This is a genomic window from Desulfoluna sp. HI9BLuna (assembly GCF_056829775.1).
In genome coordinates, this window is the sequence record NZ_CP186555.1 from 6,159,669 (window position 1) to 6,176,910 (window position 17,242).

General features: G+C 55.4%; 11 protein-coding genes. 7 read left to right on the forward strand and 4 right to left on the reverse strand.

What is annotated here, in order from left to right:
- Positions 1-127: 127 nt before the first annotated feature.
- The 4 genes from ACOYW0_RS25040 to ACOYW0_RS25055 form a co-directional block, all read right to left on the reverse strand.
- The gene (locus ACOYW0_RS25040; RefSeq protein ID WP_482416427.1) at positions 128-4,168 is read right to left on the reverse strand and encodes an OmpA family protein; all 4,041 of its coding nucleotides are present in this window, start codon (positions 4,166-4,168) and stop codon (positions 128-130) included.
- Positions 4,169-4,896: 728 nt separating this feature from the next.
- Entirely contained in the window at positions 4,897-6,003 is a 1,107-nt protein-coding gene (locus ACOYW0_RS25045) for a hypothetical protein (protein WP_482416428.1), read from the reverse strand.
- A 1,023-nt stretch (positions 6,004-7,026) separates the two neighbouring features.
- Positions 7,027-7,695, reverse strand: coding sequence for a 3-oxoacid CoA-transferase subunit B (locus tag ACOYW0_RS25050; protein WP_482416429.1), 669 nt, complete (start codon positions 7,693-7,695; stop codon positions 7,027-7,029).
- 5 nt (positions 7,696-7,700) lie between these two features.
- Positions 7,701-8,348 (reverse strand): CoA transferase subunit A, encoded by a 648-nt coding sequence (locus ACOYW0_RS25055; protein ID WP_180146580.1) that lies wholly within the window; start codon positions 8,346-8,348, stop codon positions 7,701-7,703.
- Positions 8,349-8,942: 594 nt separating this feature from the next.
- Between ACOYW0_RS25055 and ACOYW0_RS25060 the strand changes: the two genes are divergently transcribed.
- From ACOYW0_RS25060 to kamE, 7 genes are all read left to right on the forward strand, one after another.
- Positions 8,943-9,536, forward strand: a complete 594-nt coding sequence (locus ACOYW0_RS25060) for a TetR/AcrR family transcriptional regulator (protein WP_180146577.1) — start codon at positions 8,943-8,945, stop codon at positions 9,534-9,536.
- Positions 9,537-9,623: 87 nt separating this feature from the next.
- Positions 9,624-10,679 (forward strand): L-erythro-3,5-diaminohexanoate dehydrogenase, encoded by a 1,056-nt coding sequence (gene kdd / locus ACOYW0_RS25065; RefSeq protein WP_482416430.1) that lies wholly within the window; start codon positions 9,624-9,626, stop codon positions 10,677-10,679.
- A 142-nt stretch (positions 10,680-10,821) separates the two neighbouring features.
- Positions 10,822-12,090 carry a lysine 2,3-aminomutase gene (gene kamA / locus ACOYW0_RS25070; protein WP_482416431.1) on the forward strand — a complete coding sequence of 423 codons (1,269 nt, stop codon included), beginning with the start codon at positions 10,822-10,824 and terminating at the stop codon, positions 12,088-12,090.
- Between the two features lie 186 nt (positions 12,091-12,276).
- The gene (locus ACOYW0_RS25075) at positions 12,277-13,254 is read left to right on the forward strand and encodes a hypothetical protein (protein WP_482416432.1); all 978 of its coding nucleotides are present in this window, start codon (positions 12,277-12,279) and stop codon (positions 13,252-13,254) included.
- Positions 13,238-14,818, forward strand: coding sequence for a P-loop NTPase family protein (locus ACOYW0_RS25080; protein WP_482416433.1), 1,581 nt, complete (start codon positions 13,238-13,240; stop codon positions 14,816-14,818). Before ACOYW0_RS25075 ends, ACOYW0_RS25080 begins: the two co-directional genes overlap by 17 nt.
- Positions 14,819-14,880: 62 nt before the next feature.
- Positions 14,881-16,443, forward strand: a complete 1,563-nt coding sequence (gene kamD / locus ACOYW0_RS25085) for a lysine 5,6-aminomutase subunit alpha (RefSeq protein WP_482416434.1) — start codon at positions 14,881-14,883, stop codon at positions 16,441-16,443.
- Positions 16,436-17,179: a lysine 5,6-aminomutase subunit beta gene (gene kamE, locus ACOYW0_RS25090; protein WP_180146563.1), complete on the forward strand. Its 744-nt coding sequence runs from the start codon at positions 16,436-16,438 to the stop codon at positions 17,177-17,179. Before kamD ends, kamE begins: the two co-directional genes overlap by 8 nt.
- The last annotated feature ends 63 nt before the right edge of the window (positions 17,180-17,242 follow it).

Below are 17,242 nucleotides of genomic sequence, written 5' to 3' on the forward strand. Positions count from 1 at the left end.
GCCGTCACCACCCCAATGGATGAGGCTTGCCTTTGCGCCATCAAAGGCTACAAACAGGGTTATCGACGCTGATCGGAACGCGTTATACAAAATGAGCTGGTAAAACAGATCAATGCTCAGGTTTCGATCAAGACGGATCAATGGGTTCCATGCATCCGGCCCGCCTCACCGGTTTGATCACCTGGCTGTAATCCGTGATCCACTCTTTCACGGTCAACGGCTCCTGCTCATACAAAAGGGGCTTGGCCGGGCTGGGGACACGGTTCCACGGGGCCTTCTTGTCATCTGGGGTATTGTAGTTGCTGGGTGCAGGGAATTTGAATGTGCACGTCATCCAAGCCCTGTTATTAATCTTGCATCGCTTACATTGAAGACCGGACTTGTCCGGCGTGCTTACTTCCATAAAATACTTATAGTGCTTGCCGGGCTTTATCATCTTTCCGAAGGGACGAATCCCATTGATATGCACACCATGGAGTGAAGTGTAGTGCATCTTAAAACGGGCTGCAAAAACATCCCTCTTTTCGCCGTACTTGGTCTCGTTAAAACAAAAGTCCTCTTTGGTTACTGTCAGGTCAACGCTATCTTTTTTACGGAGGGTCACCCAAGAGCCCATAAGCGCTCCGGCGTGTATCTGCTTGGAGGGTGTTTCAAACCAGGAAATGAGCTCGTTAAAGGAAGCGTTTTTGTTTTCCTTGCCCGTGTAGGCGTTGGTGAACTCAATGTCATTTCGCCGCATGGTTGCCTCGCCTAAATACTTCATATTCCCTATACTTTGATACGTGGGGCCCTGGATATTATTGAAAGCACTGTCCTGAAAAAGGGTAATGGTTGCGGGGATGGACTTCCAGTCGAAGCCCCTCTTTTCATAGTTTTCCTTGGCTGACTCTGTCACCTTTTCACAGGAAGCAATCACCATGAACTCCACAGACTGATCCCATGTAAAATCATCCAATGTGAGGTTGGTGTCACCCTTTCCATCGTCGCGAAAAAGCATATGCCCGTTCATCCAGTCACTGCCCCCAACTTTGATAAGGATTGTTGCATGGATATCGTCTTCCATCAGTGTGGGATACGCATCCGAAGAAGTAAGAGAGTTGAGAAAATCCTTTTCCAGGAACAGGTCTTCGTCTTTCACAAGGTAATGCCCGTCGCCGTTTGTTTTGTACCCGGCATCCCCATACATCTTTTTCTCAAGAACAGAGAGACATGCGGGGTCGATGACATGCGCTCTGTCAGGGTCAACGGTCAAATGGAAGCACCCGTCGTCGCTACTGCCTTCTTCCATCATCGACTTGAATTCATCATGGCTTTCCGGATAACAGATCACCCGTCTGCTTCTCGGTGCATGGGCGACCATGACCGTCAGATAATACGGAACGTTCGCAAGCGATCCCATGGCCTCGTACAGAAACATGGGCATCAGATTCATTGAGAACCCTGCCATGGGCTTGATGCCACGGACGGTCTGGGACGCCAGTTGGTAAAACGGCTCAAACACAAATCCGATGCGACCTTCAAAGGCTTTCTCCTCATCGGTGATAAGCTCAGCCTTGGTCAGGGGGCGCATGATGGTTTTAAACTTAATGCCTGCTCTGTTCTCATCCCACCTGTGGAGCTGGATGGAGGCTGTGCAGGTTAAGGCATACTCCTTTTTCAGCACCACGATCACCCGCACCTGATCAAAGGGGCTCAGGGCGTCAAAATGATATTTCTCATCCATGGGAGATCCGTCGGGCATGTGCAAATTGGTGTAGACACTCCTACGGCGCCGCGTTGCCATGGGCACCCAGTCTTCATCTTTTTTCTGTTCACGTCGCCGGGTGTAGATGTTCATGTATTCATAGATATCCTCACCGTATTCACCGGCACGTGTGGGCGCAAACATCTCGGATAGTCGTTTGACATCCTTTGAATCCATGGTGTGTATCGGAAAATTTTTCTGGAAATCAGACACCACATGGTCCAGCCGGCGCACCCCGTGGGCAATCCGGTAGGATGCGGTTATATAAGGGGTTCCGCCCCTGTAACTCCCCTTAAAAGAGAGGGCCTCCGCCTGCTCATCCGGTGTACCGTCATTCCCGGGAGGGGAGCTGACATGCCCCATGGTGAGCCCCTCACCAAGAAAGAAAAAATCCTTATCAAGGAAGAAGCTACTTCTATAACTAACGGACAGCACACCTTTTTCGTCCTGCTCAACGCCTTTTGTGTTCACGGCAAGCTGCCAGAACTCGGCCAGGGATGAGCGTTCATGGCGCTCCAGGGGAAAGGACCACCCGTCGTTTAAGATAAAATTGGCGATGTATTCGGCAACCCGGTTCTTTCGAAGTTCATGCTGAACCCGTTCAATGGGGGACTCTTTCGGGTTTTCACCGGTATCCCGCCAGTACTTTTCACAGGCCGACAGCTGTGCCCTGTAGAGGAGATTGAATAACCCGGCAACGGCTTCGGAACGGATACGAAAATTGGTGTCCATCAAATCGATGCTCTCCACAAACTCATCGGCGGAGAGCTTCTGGTTGTCCGCCACCTTCTCATCAATGATGAGAAGGGTATTTCCGTGGGAGTTCTTGGTAAACGACTGAAGTTCCTTTTCCAGGGTTTTGATTCTGTTCATCAACCCGTCAAACATCCAGTTGTCCACAACGGTAAAGGCGTTGTCGTAAAGTTGAAGCCCTGCCTTGCCCAGTTCCAAGGTCGCCGCAAGAAAAAGGGCCGGGGCTGCTGTCAACGGCACAACGGATGCAACGCCCAAAGCCGCATCAAAAATGGCCAACAGCGACTTCTTCCGGGCGTTATCCATACCCAGCATGTTGGCAACGGTGAGTTTTCTCTGCTTTTCAAGATACTCCATGCCCTCACGGAATCCACCCTGGGACCAGGCCCCCACACCCAAATGGATATCAGACCGCCTGTTGGCCGCTTTCTTGGCTTCGTCCCCTGTGTCCTGACCCGCGTATTTTTCTCCGTACCCCAACGTGAGGATGCGATCGGAGAGAGCATTCAGGTGAAGCTTTTCACCGGAGTCTTTGCGGCTGCGGAGTTCTTCAACCATGGCCTGCTTCACCCCGGAGGCCCGACCGAACGAAAGCTCCAGGTTATGGGCCGCCGATGCCGTGGAGTCCGTGTACCCCTTGACGAACACAACCCGCGACACGTCGTCCCGGTGAGCAAGGAGATACCCAACCGCCGTGTCCACCGGCCCCTTGTACTGGGCGGTTACCTCGAACAGGTCGCTGTCGTAAAACACCTGCTCCATGGACTCTTCCGCAAAAAACGTCTCCCCGCCTTTCTCCTCTTCCTGATCGATAAAAAAGGTCCTGTTGAAATAATCCCGCACTATGTTCTGGTACTGATCCACCGACACCTCAAGGGAGTGGGACGCGGATGAATAATCCTTAAGGCTTCCGATGGCACTGGAGATGCTCGACGCGATCTCAACCGGTTTCATCAGCCGATTGATGGGCGTCAAAATATGCTGACTCGCCTTGGGAAGGTCAAACCGAAAAACCCTCTTGCTTATCTTCGAAGCCACGGTGGCATCAAAATGCTCTATCTCCTGCCCGGTCGTGAGAAACCCCTTCCCCAAATAACTCTTTTTGAGCGCGCTCCGCACGGTATCTACTTTGTGGTCGCCCTTGGCATACGAGAGCACCCGGGTGCCGCACTCTTTAAAGGATTTCATGCTCTCCCAGGTCTTCATGGTGCTGAAGGCGAGGTTCATGGCTGGAATTGTGGCTTTATCTGTATCCTTCAGGGCATCCTGCAGGGCTTTCCCCAAGGCAAACGTCAGGCTGGTTCCAGAGTCCGCAAAGGCCACCCCATGGATAAGCCCAGCAATCTCTTTTTTCCGTTTGAGCATGGCCGCACACCTGTCGAACCCTGCGGGGGGAACTTTATTAGAATCCCCCTTTTTCCCTCCGGCCCCCTCATCAACAGCGTCCCTCACAAGGTGCATGTACTGGTCCGGAAACTGGGTCACCAGCGCCTCTTCGGCAGAAACGGGGTCACAGAGGATCACGTCCATCTCCGTAAAGTGGCTCCTTATGGGAAAGCGGACGTAATCAATGATGGTGTATCGGCCGGATTCGGCTGTTCCTCGGTGCCAGCGCTTTGACTCTGATTCTGACCGTTTGCCCACCTCTACGTCGATGCGGTATTGTCCCACAGGGAGGGTTTTGTCGTTGCCATAGAGAACGTACCCAAATAAATCTTCGACGCCTGAAATTAATCCGACTTGGAACCTATCCTCAGTTTTGGTACTATATTTTTTCCCGTTTATATAGACAGATACCCATGCCTCTGCATACCTGGGATGAACAAGAAAAAAAACAGCGCGGGTCTTGGGAATCACAATCGCCTTTATGCCGTGAGGATCGTTTTTTTTCATCTGATACCATGCTCTGTAACCCTCATCCTCATCAATCCCATCTTTGGGAATATCCCTAGGTTTTCGAAGGTTGTTAAAAGGAATCCATTTAGATTCAAAGGGCATGGTCTCTAATTCAGGTGTTTGGCAAATCGCCTCTCCAATCTGTTTTGTCCAGTTGTAACCGTTTGCCTCGTGTTTATAGGCTGCCGATGCCTGTGCGATCATCCCGACCGGGGGCAGCACAAGGTGATGGGTCTCCACAAGCCCCAGGGGAGAAACGCCTCTGAAGGTCTTGGTGATGGGCTTCAGAGCCCCGTAGCTGTTGGTGGTACAGGCAACCAGAGGTATCTTTTTTGTCGAGGCGTCATCATTAGAATTATAACTAACATTGCTGTAGACAAAAAAATGTTTCACCGGTTCGAGTTTAGAAATAAGATCTCCGCGGTCATGGTATCCTGTTAATACAATCTTTTCGTAGATCACCCCGTCAACCCGTTTTCCTGGTGTCTGCACAGCTGCCTCCTTCAAATATTAATCAGCGTAAGTTTTCTGCATTTAATCGGGAGTTTTACATCGAGAATGACCTTCCCATCAGAAATTTGTTTTTTCTCAAAACCATCATAGTTCGGCACATATATATGGTCCGAGTCCTCAGAAAAAATGGGTATATATCTGTCACTTTTGAATTTTGAGACAACCGCTCCGTTTTTTGTTGAGTAGACCGTAAAAAAATCCAACGCATTTCCCCGAATAATCTTATGCCTGTCAGGTGACACATCAAAACAATACCCACCATCGGTGATCAACATCCTATGCTTGGACCAATCGGGATTAAAAATGCAGACGCCATAGGTTTCGACCAAATTGTCCGGTCTTTTCAACCCTCCATGATTCAAGGGAATCGATCGTTCGTACCCTTCTGCAAAAATCATATTACCGTCAGGGTGGATCAAAAACTTTAACACCCCAAAATAAACATTTTTGGATCGGTCATAGAGAGTGATGGTTTTGTCGATAATGTCATATTTGTAGTATTCATAAAGCCGGCCGGATGTTTTGGTGAATCCCCCTCCCCCAAAAAAAACCACGGTTCTGCTGTCGTTCATCCAGCCAAACCCCTTAGATTTACCATGCCTGATAATCACATCTCGCTGCCCGGTTTTGAGGTCAAATACCACCTTGTGAAACCCGTTGGGCCGATCATCTATAGTGACACATATAAATCGATTATCCGGCGAGCGCCTCGGCGTATCCATGATACTTGCATTCATGTCAGTAAAAATCTGTTCCTTGGAGAGCACGCGGCGTAAATCAGTCCCGTCGGTTTTCACACTCCAAATCGTATCGTTCTTGTATGTTTCAGGATTCATATGAAGAAACTGAATCCTCGGGCTATCAAAAATATCCGGGTCGCCGTAGACCTCTTCTTTGATCTCAAATGATCCGTTGGGCGCTACCTCATATAAGGACGGTGGTTGGACAGACTCTTTTTTCGCAACGGTTTTGGTGTTGCTCGCCTCTGCCCGCCGTTGGTCGTCCTCGTCCCCTCCGGAAAGCAAAAAGACAAGGCATGCGACAACAAGGGCCACCATCGCGATTTTCTTCAGGACATCCACCTTGCCATTTTCCATGTTTTTCTCCTCTCTCAATCAAGTCGATTCAACGCAGTATAATTATACAGGCTACATTCAATGTTAAATCAATTAGGTTTTCGTGACGTTCGATGGGCACGGCGCAAAAGGTGTCGCCACCCCGGTGGATGCGGCTTGGCCTTTGCCCATCCTACAGGGTTTCGGGTTATCGCCGCGGGCAATGGGTGGCGGACCGTAGGATGGGCAAAGCGGAGCGTGCCCATCTTTGTTGCGAGGGCCCATGGGCACGGCGCAAAAGATGTCGCCACTCCAATGGATACGGCTTGGCCTTTGCCCATCCTACAGGGTTTCGGGTTATCACCGCGGGCGATGGGTGGCGGACCGTAGGATGGGCAAAGCGGAGCGTACCCATCTTTGTTGCGAGGGCCCATGGGCACGGCGCAAAAGGTGTCGCCCCCCGATGGATGCGGCTTGGCCTTTGCCCATCCTACGGGTTTCGGGTTATCGCCGCGGGGCGTTGGGTGGCGGACCGTAGGATGGGCAAAGCGGAGCGTGCCCATCTTGGCTGCTAGGGCCGATGGGCACGGCGCCAAGGGTGTCACCACCCCAATGGATGAGGCTTGCCTTTGCCCATCCTACAGGGTCTCGGGTTATCGCCGCCGGGCGTTGGGTGGCGGCAAAACGTAATAATGTCTTTTATGGAGACCACCCATGCAGAGGATATCTTATTGTCGCAAGTAAAGTATGGCCCTGTTTCGCAGCAATTCATGACGATTTTCAATCGCGAATCATTGCTCAGATAACTACAAGCAAACTTGAATGTCAAGAATTATAGCAGCAAGATATTATGACACAAAAAGGAGTCGGCAATTTAGGCGGTTATGCCGACATGCACGCACAGACAAAAGAGCAATAGGCTATAAACCAACGGGGCATGACACGTGGCGGAGTGCTTCAGGATAGGCGCAATCAAAAAAGCCGCCCCCGACATAATCGGGAGCGGCTGAGAAGCAAAGAATACTGGTTATGGAGGTCGGACGCATTCTTTCTGAGCGATCCGGGTCAACACACCTGCATGACGGGCACCTCATCGGGGATGATCAGGTCGGCATCGGTGTGTGCCACCACGTCGTCTACGGTGAGGCCCGGGGCAACCTCTTTCAGGACCAGCCCCGCATCGGTCACCTCCATCACTGCCATGTCCGTAACGATAAGGTTTGCCTGGCCCACTGCGGTGAGTGGAAGGGTGCAGCGCTTGAGGATCTTGGACGATCCGTTTTTGTTCACATGGTCGGTGGCAATGATCACGCGCTTGGCACCGGTGCAGAGGTCCATGGCGCCCCCCATGCCCGGAACCATCTTGCCGGGGATGATGTAGTTGGCGATGTTGCCCTCCTGGTCCACCTCAAGGGTTCCCAGGACCGTGGCGTCCACGTGGCCGCCGCGGATGATGCCGAAGGAGGTGGCGCTGTCGAAAAAGCAGCCGCCCTGCTTGATGGTCACCGGCTTGTTCCCGGCGTTGATGAGGTCGGGATCCTCCTGGCCTTCGGGCGGACAGGGGCCCATGCCGATGAAACCGTTTTCGGACTGGAGAAAAATCTCCACATCGGCGGGGACGTGGTCGGCCACCATGGTGGGCATGCCGATGCCCAGGTTCACCACGTCGCCGTCCTTGAACTCCCTTGCGATTCGCTTGACGATCATCTCGCGCTTGCTGATTTTCTCTGCCATGTTGTCTACCCTCCTACCACTGCGTCGACAAAAATACCCGGCAGCATCACGTGGTCCGGGTCAATGGCCCCCACGTCCTCCAGGAATTCCGCTTCCACAATCACATAATCACAGGCCATGGCCATGAGCGGGTTGAAGTTCTGGGCCGATTTGCGGAACACAAGGTTGCCCTGCCTGTCCGCTTTAAATGCCTTGATGAGGGCCACATCTCCCTTGATGGGCGGCTCCAGGAGAAATTCGCGGCCGTCCACGGTGATCTTTTCTTTGCCCTCTTCCACGTGGGTTCCCACCCCGGTGGGGGTAAGGATTCCGCCGAGCCCCACGCCTGCGGCACGGATCCGTTCGGCCAGGGTGCCCTGGGGAACCAGGACCGCGTCGATTTTCTCCTCGGACATCAGCTTGCCGAACTCGGGATTGAGCCCCACATGGGACGCATAAAAACAGGAAGCCATGTCGTTTCGGATCAGCTTTCCGGCACCTTTGCCCGGGACCCCGGCATCGTTGCAGACCACGGTGAGGTCCGTCACCCCTTTTTCGACAACGGCATCCACCAGAGCTTCGGGGGTGCCCACCGTCATAAACCCGCCGATCATTACGGTCATCCCGCTTTCGATCCGCGCCACAGCGTCCTTCATTGTCGTGATTTTGTTCATCCTGCCAAATCCTTAATAGTCGCGACCGCGTCATGGTATACGCCCCGGAAACCCAGGAACATGCCGGCTGTCACCCTTGGGAGCCTGCCGGGCTTGAGAAGGATGGTTTCGTGATCAGGGCTGCATCAAACGGATTTCGGATCTCCTTGAAAACCGATAGAAGATCCCGGGCAAAACCACCGGGGATACCCCGCACATGGCCTGCCACGTTTACCTAACAAGCGTTAGGTAGATGGATATATAATCTCGCCACAACAATATTGTCAAGAGTCTTAAAATGATAGAGCCATAGCGTCACAGAAGAAACAACACAGTAGTTACGAGCTATACTTCGCAAGATCCCAATCCCGACCTAACCCGTTCAAGACAAGGCCACGCCAGGCCATCATTTTAAACGGTCGTAAAAACTGTGTAATCACAAGCTAAAAACATGCCAAAACAACCATTTTTCGAGCAATAATATATTTCGTAATTCCCTGCTCTTTTTTCCTTGACTTTGGCCGATCCATGAAACTAACCTAACAAACGTTAGGTTTTGTATCGGCAACTCGCCGCCCGTATGATCTGCAACCAGAAGAACAAGGATCGCCGGCCATGAGCACCACGACCATCTCCACACGCAAGACCATCATCTTCCGCGAAGCCGCCCATCTCTTCCGAGAAAAAGGCTACAGCGGTTCCACCCTCCGGGAACTGGCCAAGCGTGCCGGCGTCAAGGGCGGCAGCATCTACCACCACTTCAATTCCAAGCAAGAGATCCTCTTCATGATCATGGAGTACACCATGACCAACCTCATCACCAAAGTCTCCAGTGAGATCGAAGGTGTGGAGAGCCCCCTTGCCAAGCTGCGCAAAGCCATCCGCGTTCACGTGGAATACCACACCGTGGATTCCGACGAGACCTACGTGGCAGATGCCGAGCTCCGCAGCCTGGAAGTCCCCAACTACAAGAAAATCGTCAAAATGCGAGACCGCTACGAGCGGCTGTACAAAGATATGCTTCAGGAAGGAATAGATAAGGGGGAGCTGGCCATGGACAACGTCACCATCTCCTCCCGGGCCCTGCTCCAGATGTGTACCGGCATCTCATACTGGTACAACCCGGAAGGCCCCCTCTCCATCAAGGAGATTGCCGACAGCTATGTGGACCTCTTTTTTCACGGGGTCTGCGGCAATGTGGCCAACTGAGCGGCCACCGACACCGGCTCAAACTGTCGTACCCCATATTCTGGGGACCATACCGCAGCTATTCAATAATGTAAGGAGTGTGTTACCATGTCTTTGGAAGTGATCAAGAACGGCAACCCCTTCGGCGCCCACAGGGTGGTGGAACCCAAGGGTGTCCTTCCCCAGCCCGCCCGGAAAATCGACAACAATTTAAACCGCATCTGGGACAACGAACTCCTCATCGACGTCCAGTTCCTCAACATCGACTCTGCCAGCTTTACCCAGATCAAAACCGAGGTGGGGGCCGACGACGACAAGATCAAGGCAAAAATCCTTGAAATCGTGGGTGATCGAGGCAAGATGCACAACCCCGTCACCGGCTCCGGCGGCATGCTCATCGGCACTGTCCAGGCCGTCGGAGGAAAGCTCAAAGAGACCTGCCCCCTTAAAGAAGGAGACCGCATTGTCAGCCTCGTCTCCCTGTCCCTGACGCCCCTTGCCATCGAGGAGATCCTGGAGGTGAAGAAAGAGACCGACCAGGTCAAGGTAAAGGCCAAGGCCGTCCTCTTTGAAAACTCCCTCTACGCCAAGCTACCCGAAGACATGCCCGAGACCCTGGCCCTGGCCGTTCTCGATGTCTGCGGCGCCCCCGCCCAGACCGCCCGCCTCGTCAAGCAGGGCGACACCACCGTCATCATCGGTGCCGGCGGAAAATCCGGCATCCTCTGCGCCTGGGAAGCCAAGCGCCGTGCAGGCGTCACCGGCCGTATCATCGGTGTGGAATACTCCGATGCAGGGGTGGCCTCACTTGAAGCCCTGGGCATCTGCGACGACGTCGTCAAACTCGACGCCTCGGACGCCCTCACCTGCTACGACACCATCAGCACCCTCACCGACGGCAAACTGGCCGACGTCATCATCAACTGCGTCAACATAGAAAACACCGAACTGGCCTCCATCATGATGTGCCGGGACAAGGGCGTGGTCTACTTTTTCAGCATGGCCACCTCCTTTACCAAGGCCGCCCTCGGCGCCGAAGGCATCGGCAAAGACGTGGACATGATCATTGGCAACGGCTACACCGCAGGCCACGCTGAGATCGCCTTGAATGTCGTTAGAGAATCAAGCGATATCAGAGAGATGTACGAAAAGCTTTACGTATAAGACAAATTAAAACACGCCAAGGGACCCGCTCTTCTTCCTGCTGCTTCTCCTCCCACTCTCCTTCTCCCTCACGCACTCCCCTCCGGCGTCGGCATAGAATCGTCACTGTCAGCTCAACAGCACACAAGAGGGTTTTCACCGCATGAAAGAGTACAAGCGTCACGACTACAGGGAAATCGAACTTTACAAGGACGTTCCCGAAGAGGATTGGACCAACTGGAAGTGGCAGCTACGAAACGTTGTCACCGACATCCCCACCCTGAAAAAGATCATGCCCATCGACAAATCCATGGAGCAGGATCTCGAAAAGTGCCTTGAAAAATTCACCATGGCCATCACCCCCTACTATGCCTCCATCATGGAGAAGGACTACCACCGCGGCGTCATCCGCCTTCAGGCCGTCCCCTCCATCAACGAACTCCACGTGGCCCCCGATGACCAGGACGACCCCCTGCACGAAGATGTGGACTCCCCGGTTCCCGGCCTCACCCACCGCTACCCCGACCGCGTGCTGCTGCTGGTCACCCACATCTGCTCCATGAACTGCCGCCACTGCACCCGGCGCCGCATGGTGGGCGACCACGACACCCACCTCTCCCGAGCCTCCATCGACAAATGCATCGACTACATCCGCGAGCACAAAGAGGTTCGTGACGTGCTCATCTCCGGCGGGGATCCCTTTACCCTCACGGACGACTCCCTGGAATACGTCCTTAAAAAGGTCCGCGCCATCGACCACGTGGAGATCATCCGCATCGGATCCCGCACCCCGGTGGTCATGCCCCAGCGCATCACCGACGACCTGTGCAACATGCTGAAAAAGTACCACCCCCTCTACGTGAACACCCACTTCAACCACCCGGACGAGATCACCGCAGACTCCAAGGAGGCCTGTGAGCGCCTGGCCAACGCCGGGATCCAGATGGGCAACCAGACCGTGCTCTTAAGGGACGTCAACGACTGCCCCAACATCATGAAAAAACTCATGCACGAGCTGCTTCGCATCCGCGTAAAGCCCTACTACATCTACCAATGCGATCTCTCCATGGGCATTTCCCACTTCCGCACCTCCATCACCAAGGGCATGGAGATCATCGAAAACCTGCGCGGCCACACATCCGGCATGGCGGTGCCCACCTTTGTTGTGGATGCCCCCGGGGGCGGCGGCAAGATCCCTGTGATGCCCAACTACCTGCTCTCCCAGTCCGACCGGCGCTTTGCCCTGCGGAACTACGAAGGGGTCATCACCACCTACACCCAGCCCGAAGAGGTCTTCTCTAACTGCGGGCGCTGCAACATCTGCAAGGAAAACGAGAAGCAGTACAAACCCCTGGACGGCGTGGCCAAGCTCCTCTCAGGCGAGAAACTCTACCTGGAGCCCGCCAACCTCCAACGCCGCAAACGGGACTGATCGTTAAAAAAACGCCTCCGGCGGCCCTGCCGGGGGCCAACCTTTTAAAAAGGTTGCCAAACAGGATTTTGATTGTTTCAGCGATTAACTTCGCGCTTGCTCTTGCCCCGAGGAACGAGGGGCAAGAGTAAGCGCAACCTGGGGTCTAGGGGATCATCCCCTGGCCGCCGGAGGCATCGTCCCTTCATGAAAACGTACTGTTTCATCGGAACCGATAAAAACGCCGGAAAGACCACGGCTTTCAACGCCGTGTATGCCGAACGGGTGCGCAGGGGGCAGACCCTGCTCCTCACCTCCATCGGCATCAACGGCGAGACCACCGATGAATTCGACGGGGGGATCAAGCCCGGTATCCGGGTGATGCCCGGTTCTTTTTTCGTGACGGCCGGAGAGCACCTCACCGGCCACACCGGCAAATACGACACCTGGGCCACCTTTGTGCCACCGCGTTTTGCAAAGCCCCTGGTGCTGGGTCGGTGCACCCTGGCCTTTGACATCCTTCTGGAAGGACCCAACACTGGAACGGAGCTGTCCCTATTAAAAGGTGAACTCGCAAGACTCATCCCTTCGGAGTCCATCCTCCTTGTGGACGGTTCCATCGACCGGCAGTTCCTGGCGAGCCCCGAGCTCTGCGACGCCTTTTACTTCTCGGTGCTTTTTTCCAAGAGGGAGCCCCAGAGGCGCAAGGCCGAGGCCTTTCTCTCCGCTCTCTCCTTCCAGGGCTGCAGCGGCAACGTGGCCCGGATGATAGACGAAGAGAAAGAAGAATCCACCCGCGCCATTCTTTTTGATGAAGACGGCTCGGTCATTCATCACGGAGAGCTTATGCCCTTTGCGGACAAAGCCCTCCACGACAAACTGGGCAAGCTGGGGACGCGGCCTGCCGTGCTCTACTTAAACGGCGCCCTCACCCTGACCCTGGCCGAGTACCTGGCGCCCCTTAAGGGGCTCACCCTGGTCCTCGACAACATGACCCTCTACCAGAACGTCTCCGCAGGCCCGAGAAAAGCCCTTCTCTTCAAGCCGGAAGTTCGCCTCCTTCACACGGTGAAGGTCAAGCGGATCTTCATCCGGGAAGAGGCCCCCTTTGATCGCAGCCTGCTTCCGGCTAACGCAGAAGTTTACAACCTCTTCAGGGACGGTACCCATGGCATTGGAATTTAGACAGGACCTCATACCCCGCGCTCTTAACGAGGAGCTGGCCTTTGACGCCTACCTTGCCCTCTTCGATCTGGGCCTGCCCCTGATCCCTGCAACCATCCTGGAGCCCATGGGAAAAACAGAAGGGGCGGCGCACTTTGAGGCCCTCGGAAGGATCGAGTCAGCCTTCTCCCCGGAGACCCTTTCCGAACTCATCAAGATAAGCGCAAGGCTTCCCCGCCTGGAGTCTCTGCTCCCCCATTTTGAGGGGGCGGGCCTCCAGCAGTTCCATCTCTTTGAGTTGAACAGGTTCCTCTCCGTCACGGCAGAGCTCACCGCCCTTGAGCACACCCTGCCCACGGCGTTGGAATCCCACGGGGCCTTGAATGGCATGCGCGAGGTCCTCTCCCGCCATACGGAGCGGGAAGGCGCAGCCCTTTCCGTCAACGAGGCCACGGCACGAATCAGAAAAAAACTGGAAGAGGTTGAAAAAAGCCTGACCGAAGAGATCATCGCCCACGAAGAGGCGGTGGAAAAGGCCATGGGCCTTCGCATGATCTACCCCTTTCCCCGGGAGATTGAAGGGAGCGATCCGCTCCTTGAAAAGGCCCTGAGCTGCCCGCTTCTGCAGGTCACCGAAACCGGGGAGACCCTCCGCCTGGACCATCGCCCCGGGGCCTCCCTCTTGGAAAAAGTCGCGGCCAAAGAGGCCCTCACCGCAGAGCTGGAAGTCTGCACCGAAGGTCTTCTGGCGGAGATCAACGTTGAGATGGTCCCTTTTTTCAACGCGTTTTACACCCTGTACGAAGAACGGAAAAAACGCTGCCTTCTCTACACCCTCGTGTTTGTAAAGCAGCGGGAGGGGCTTGCCTTCCCCAAATTTGTGGACGGGTGCCGGTTTCACCTTGAAGAGGGGCTCTCCTTTGCCCTTGCCCTAAAGAAAGGCAGGGGCTGCGTTCCCCTCTCCATCGATCTGGCTCCGGGCTCCAATGTGCTCTACGGAGCCAACATGAGCGGCAAGACCACGGTCCTCAAGACTCTCTACTTCCTGCTCACCGCCATCCGCACGGGCCTTCCGGTACCGGCTGATGCCATCACCCTACACTACCCGGAGTCGGTGCGGCTGCTCCTCAAATCGTCCGGGGACATGGGCAAGGACCTCTCCTCCTTCGGGGAAGAGCTCCAGTTCTTCGCCCGGGAGCCCGAAGAGGGAGCCTTTATCCTGGCCGATGAGCTCTTTCTCTCCACCGACCCGGTAAACGGTGCGGAGCTCTCCCGCATCTTCATCGACAATTACGGCAAGCGCCCCTTGATCTTCTTCTGCACCACCCACTACCCCAGGGTGCTGGAGATGAACACCCCCCGTCTTTTCCGCATGCTCGACGTGGAGTTTGCAGATGAGGCAGGGCAAGCCATGGATCTCTCCAACCTGGCGTCCCTGATGCCCTACAGGCTGGAGCACATCTCGTCTGAACATGCCGCGTCTGCGGTGCGCGCCAACCGCAAGCCCCTGGAGCTTGCCCTCTGCTTTCCCCTGCCCGAAAGCATCAAGGCGCGCATCAGGGAAACGGTTGAAGGCACGAAATAACCCGAAGCCGGGGATGTCACACACGCACCTCTCCGGCGGACCCATGAATCAGGATATGCACTATGGCAACAATTGATTTAAATCACGAGCAGATCGACCGACTGAAGTCCAAGGCAAAAACCATTGCCGATCAGGTCCAATCCATGATCGACCGCTACTCCTCGGTCTCTGTTGAACGTGCCGTGCTGAGGTTGTACGGCGTGGACGGCGTCAACGAAGAGGGCACGCCCCTTCCCAACCGGCTGGTGGAGATCCTCCAGGAAAAGGGCCGCCTTGACGACGGCGTCTCCGGTCACTTTGCAGCCGCCGTCCTGGACTCCGGCCGGGATCCGGTCACCACCGCCGAGCTCATCGAACAGGGCCGCATCGACTTCGGGAACCTCACCCGGTTCTCCCAGGACGAGGTGGCCCTTAAAGAGAAGCAGCTCTGCGCCGCCGCCATCAGCCGCCTGGATGCCACCCGCAGGGCCAAGGCCGAAAAGCTGAAGAAATACCCCGAGGGGCCCCAGCCCTGGAAGTACCTTATCGTGGCCACGGGCAACATCTACGAAGACCGCCTCCAGGCCAAGGCAGCTGCGGGCTCAGGCGCCGACATCATCGCGGTGATCCGCTCCACGGCCCAGTCCCTTCTGGACTACGTGCCGTACGGCCCCACCACCGAAGGGTTCGGCGGCACCTTTGCCACCCAGGCCAACTTCAAGATCATGCGCGAAGCCCTGGACGAGGCCTGCCAAGAGAACGACCGCTACATCCGCCTGGTGAACTACGCCTCGGGCCTATGCATGGCCGAGATCGCCGCCTGCGCAGCCATGGAAGACCTCGACATGCTCTTGAACGACTCCATGTACGGCATCCTCTTTCGGGACATCAACTTAAAGCGTACCTTCATCGACCAGCACTTCTCGCGGCTCATCTGCTCCCGGGCCAAGATCATCATCAACACCGGCGAGGACAACTACCTCACCACCTCCGATGCCGTGGAGAACGCCTACACCGTCACCGCCTCCCAGCTCATCAACGAGGCCATGGGCAAGAATTCCCTTTTGACCGACGACCTGCTGGGGTTGGGACATGCCTTTGAGATCAACCCTTCCATTGAAAACGGCTTTCTCTATGAGCTGGCCCACGCCCAGATCGCGCGGCAGCTCTTTCCCAACGCACCTTTAAAGTACATGCCGCCCACCAAGTACAAGAGCACCGACATCTTCTTCTCCCACTGCATGGACACCATGTTCAACCTGGCCTCGGTCACCACCGGCCAGGGCATCCACCTGGCGGGCATCCTCACCGAGGCCATCCACACACCGCTCCTGCAGGACCGCTACCAGGCCATCGACTCCATCAACTACGTCTTCAACAACGCCCGGGGCCTGGGGGACGAAATCGAGTTCAAAAAAGACGGCATCATCGCCAGGCGGGCCCAGGAGGTCCTCGACCAGGTGGAGCACTTCCTCACCGAGGTGTGCCAGAAGGGCCTCACCGTTGCCATCAACGAAGGCCGGTTTGCCGACATCAAACGTGCCGACGACGGCGGAAAAGGGCTTGAAGGGGTCTTTGCCAAGGGTCCCTCCTACAAGAACCCCATCCTGGAACAGCTTGAGAAAGAAGGAGTCATCAATGAGTAAGGAGATGATCAAGCCCTATGGCGACACACTGAACGACGGCATTGTCCAGCTGGCCTTCACCCTTCCGGTCAAAGACGGGGCCCGGGCCAAAAAAGCCGCGGAGCTCTACGCCGGAAAACTCGGTCTCACCGATGTCTCCGTCTCCTTTTCCAAGGAGATAGCCGAGGGCTTTACCTATTTCGTGATCTTCGGCAAGGCCCAGCCCGAGCTGGACTTCTCCCAGGTCCACGCCTCCGAGGCCAAGGTGGAGCGCCTGGATTTCTACGAGATCAACAACCTCATCAAAACCAGCCTCAACCGCAAAGTGGCCGTGGTGGGGGCTTCCATCGGCACCGATGCCCACACCGTGGGCATCGACGCCATCATGAATATGAAGGGCTACAACCAGGACTACGGCCTGGAACGTTACCCGGAGATGGACGCCTGCAACTTAGGAGCCCAGGTCCCCTGCGAAGAGCTCCTCAAAAAAGCCGTTGAGATGGACGCCGACGCCATCCTCGTCAGCCAGACCGTCACCCAGAAGGACGCCCACATCCGGAACTTCACCGAGATGATCGAGCTTCTCGAAGCGGAGAACATGCGGGACCGGTTTGTCCTGCTGGCAGGGGGCCCCCGGGTCACCAACGACCTGGCCGTGGAACTGGGCTACGACGCGGGCTTCGGTCCGGGCACCGTGCCCTCCCACGTGGGATCCTACATCGCCACCCAGCTGGTGAAACGCAAAGGCAGAAGCTAATGCTTCGTGAAAGCAGAAAAAATCAGATGCACGAAACACACCCGGTTCATCTATTGCGATGAC

What these genes read in the sequence shown, in the direction of transcription:
- ACOYW0_RS25045 (WP_482416428.1), bottom strand. Translation starts at nt 6,003, where the DNA reads ATGGAAAATGGCAAGGTGGATGTCCTGAAGAAAATCGCGATGGTGGCC.
- ACOYW0_RS25050 (WP_482416429.1), bottom strand. Translation starts at nt 7,695, where the DNA reads ATGGCAGAGAAAATCAGCAAGCGCGAGATGATCGTCAAGCGAATCGCA.
- ACOYW0_RS25055 (WP_180146580.1), bottom strand. Translation starts at nt 8,348, where the DNA reads ATGAACAAAATCACGACAATGAAGGACGCTGTGGCGCGGATCGAAAGC.
- ACOYW0_RS25060 (WP_180146577.1), top strand. Translation starts at nt 8,943, where the DNA reads ATGAGCACCACGACCATCTCCACACGCAAGACCATCATCTTCCGCGAA.
- kdd (WP_482416430.1), top strand. Translation starts at nt 9,624, where the DNA reads ATGTCTTTGGAAGTGATCAAGAACGGCAACCCCTTCGGCGCCCACAGG.
- kamA (WP_482416431.1), top strand. Translation starts at nt 10,822, where the DNA reads ATGAAAGAGTACAAGCGTCACGACTACAGGGAAATCGAACTTTACAAG.
- ACOYW0_RS25075 (WP_482416432.1), top strand. Translation starts at nt 12,277, where the DNA reads ATGAAAACGTACTGTTTCATCGGAACCGATAAAAACGCCGGAAAGACC.
- ACOYW0_RS25080 (WP_482416433.1), top strand. Translation starts at nt 13,238, where the DNA reads ATGGCATTGGAATTTAGACAGGACCTCATACCCCGCGCTCTTAACGAG.
- kamD (WP_482416434.1), top strand. Translation starts at nt 14,881, where the DNA reads ATGGCAACAATTGATTTAAATCACGAGCAGATCGACCGACTGAAGTCC.
- kamE (WP_180146563.1), top strand. Translation starts at nt 16,436, where the DNA reads ATGAGTAAGGAGATGATCAAGCCCTATGGCGACACACTGAACGACGGC.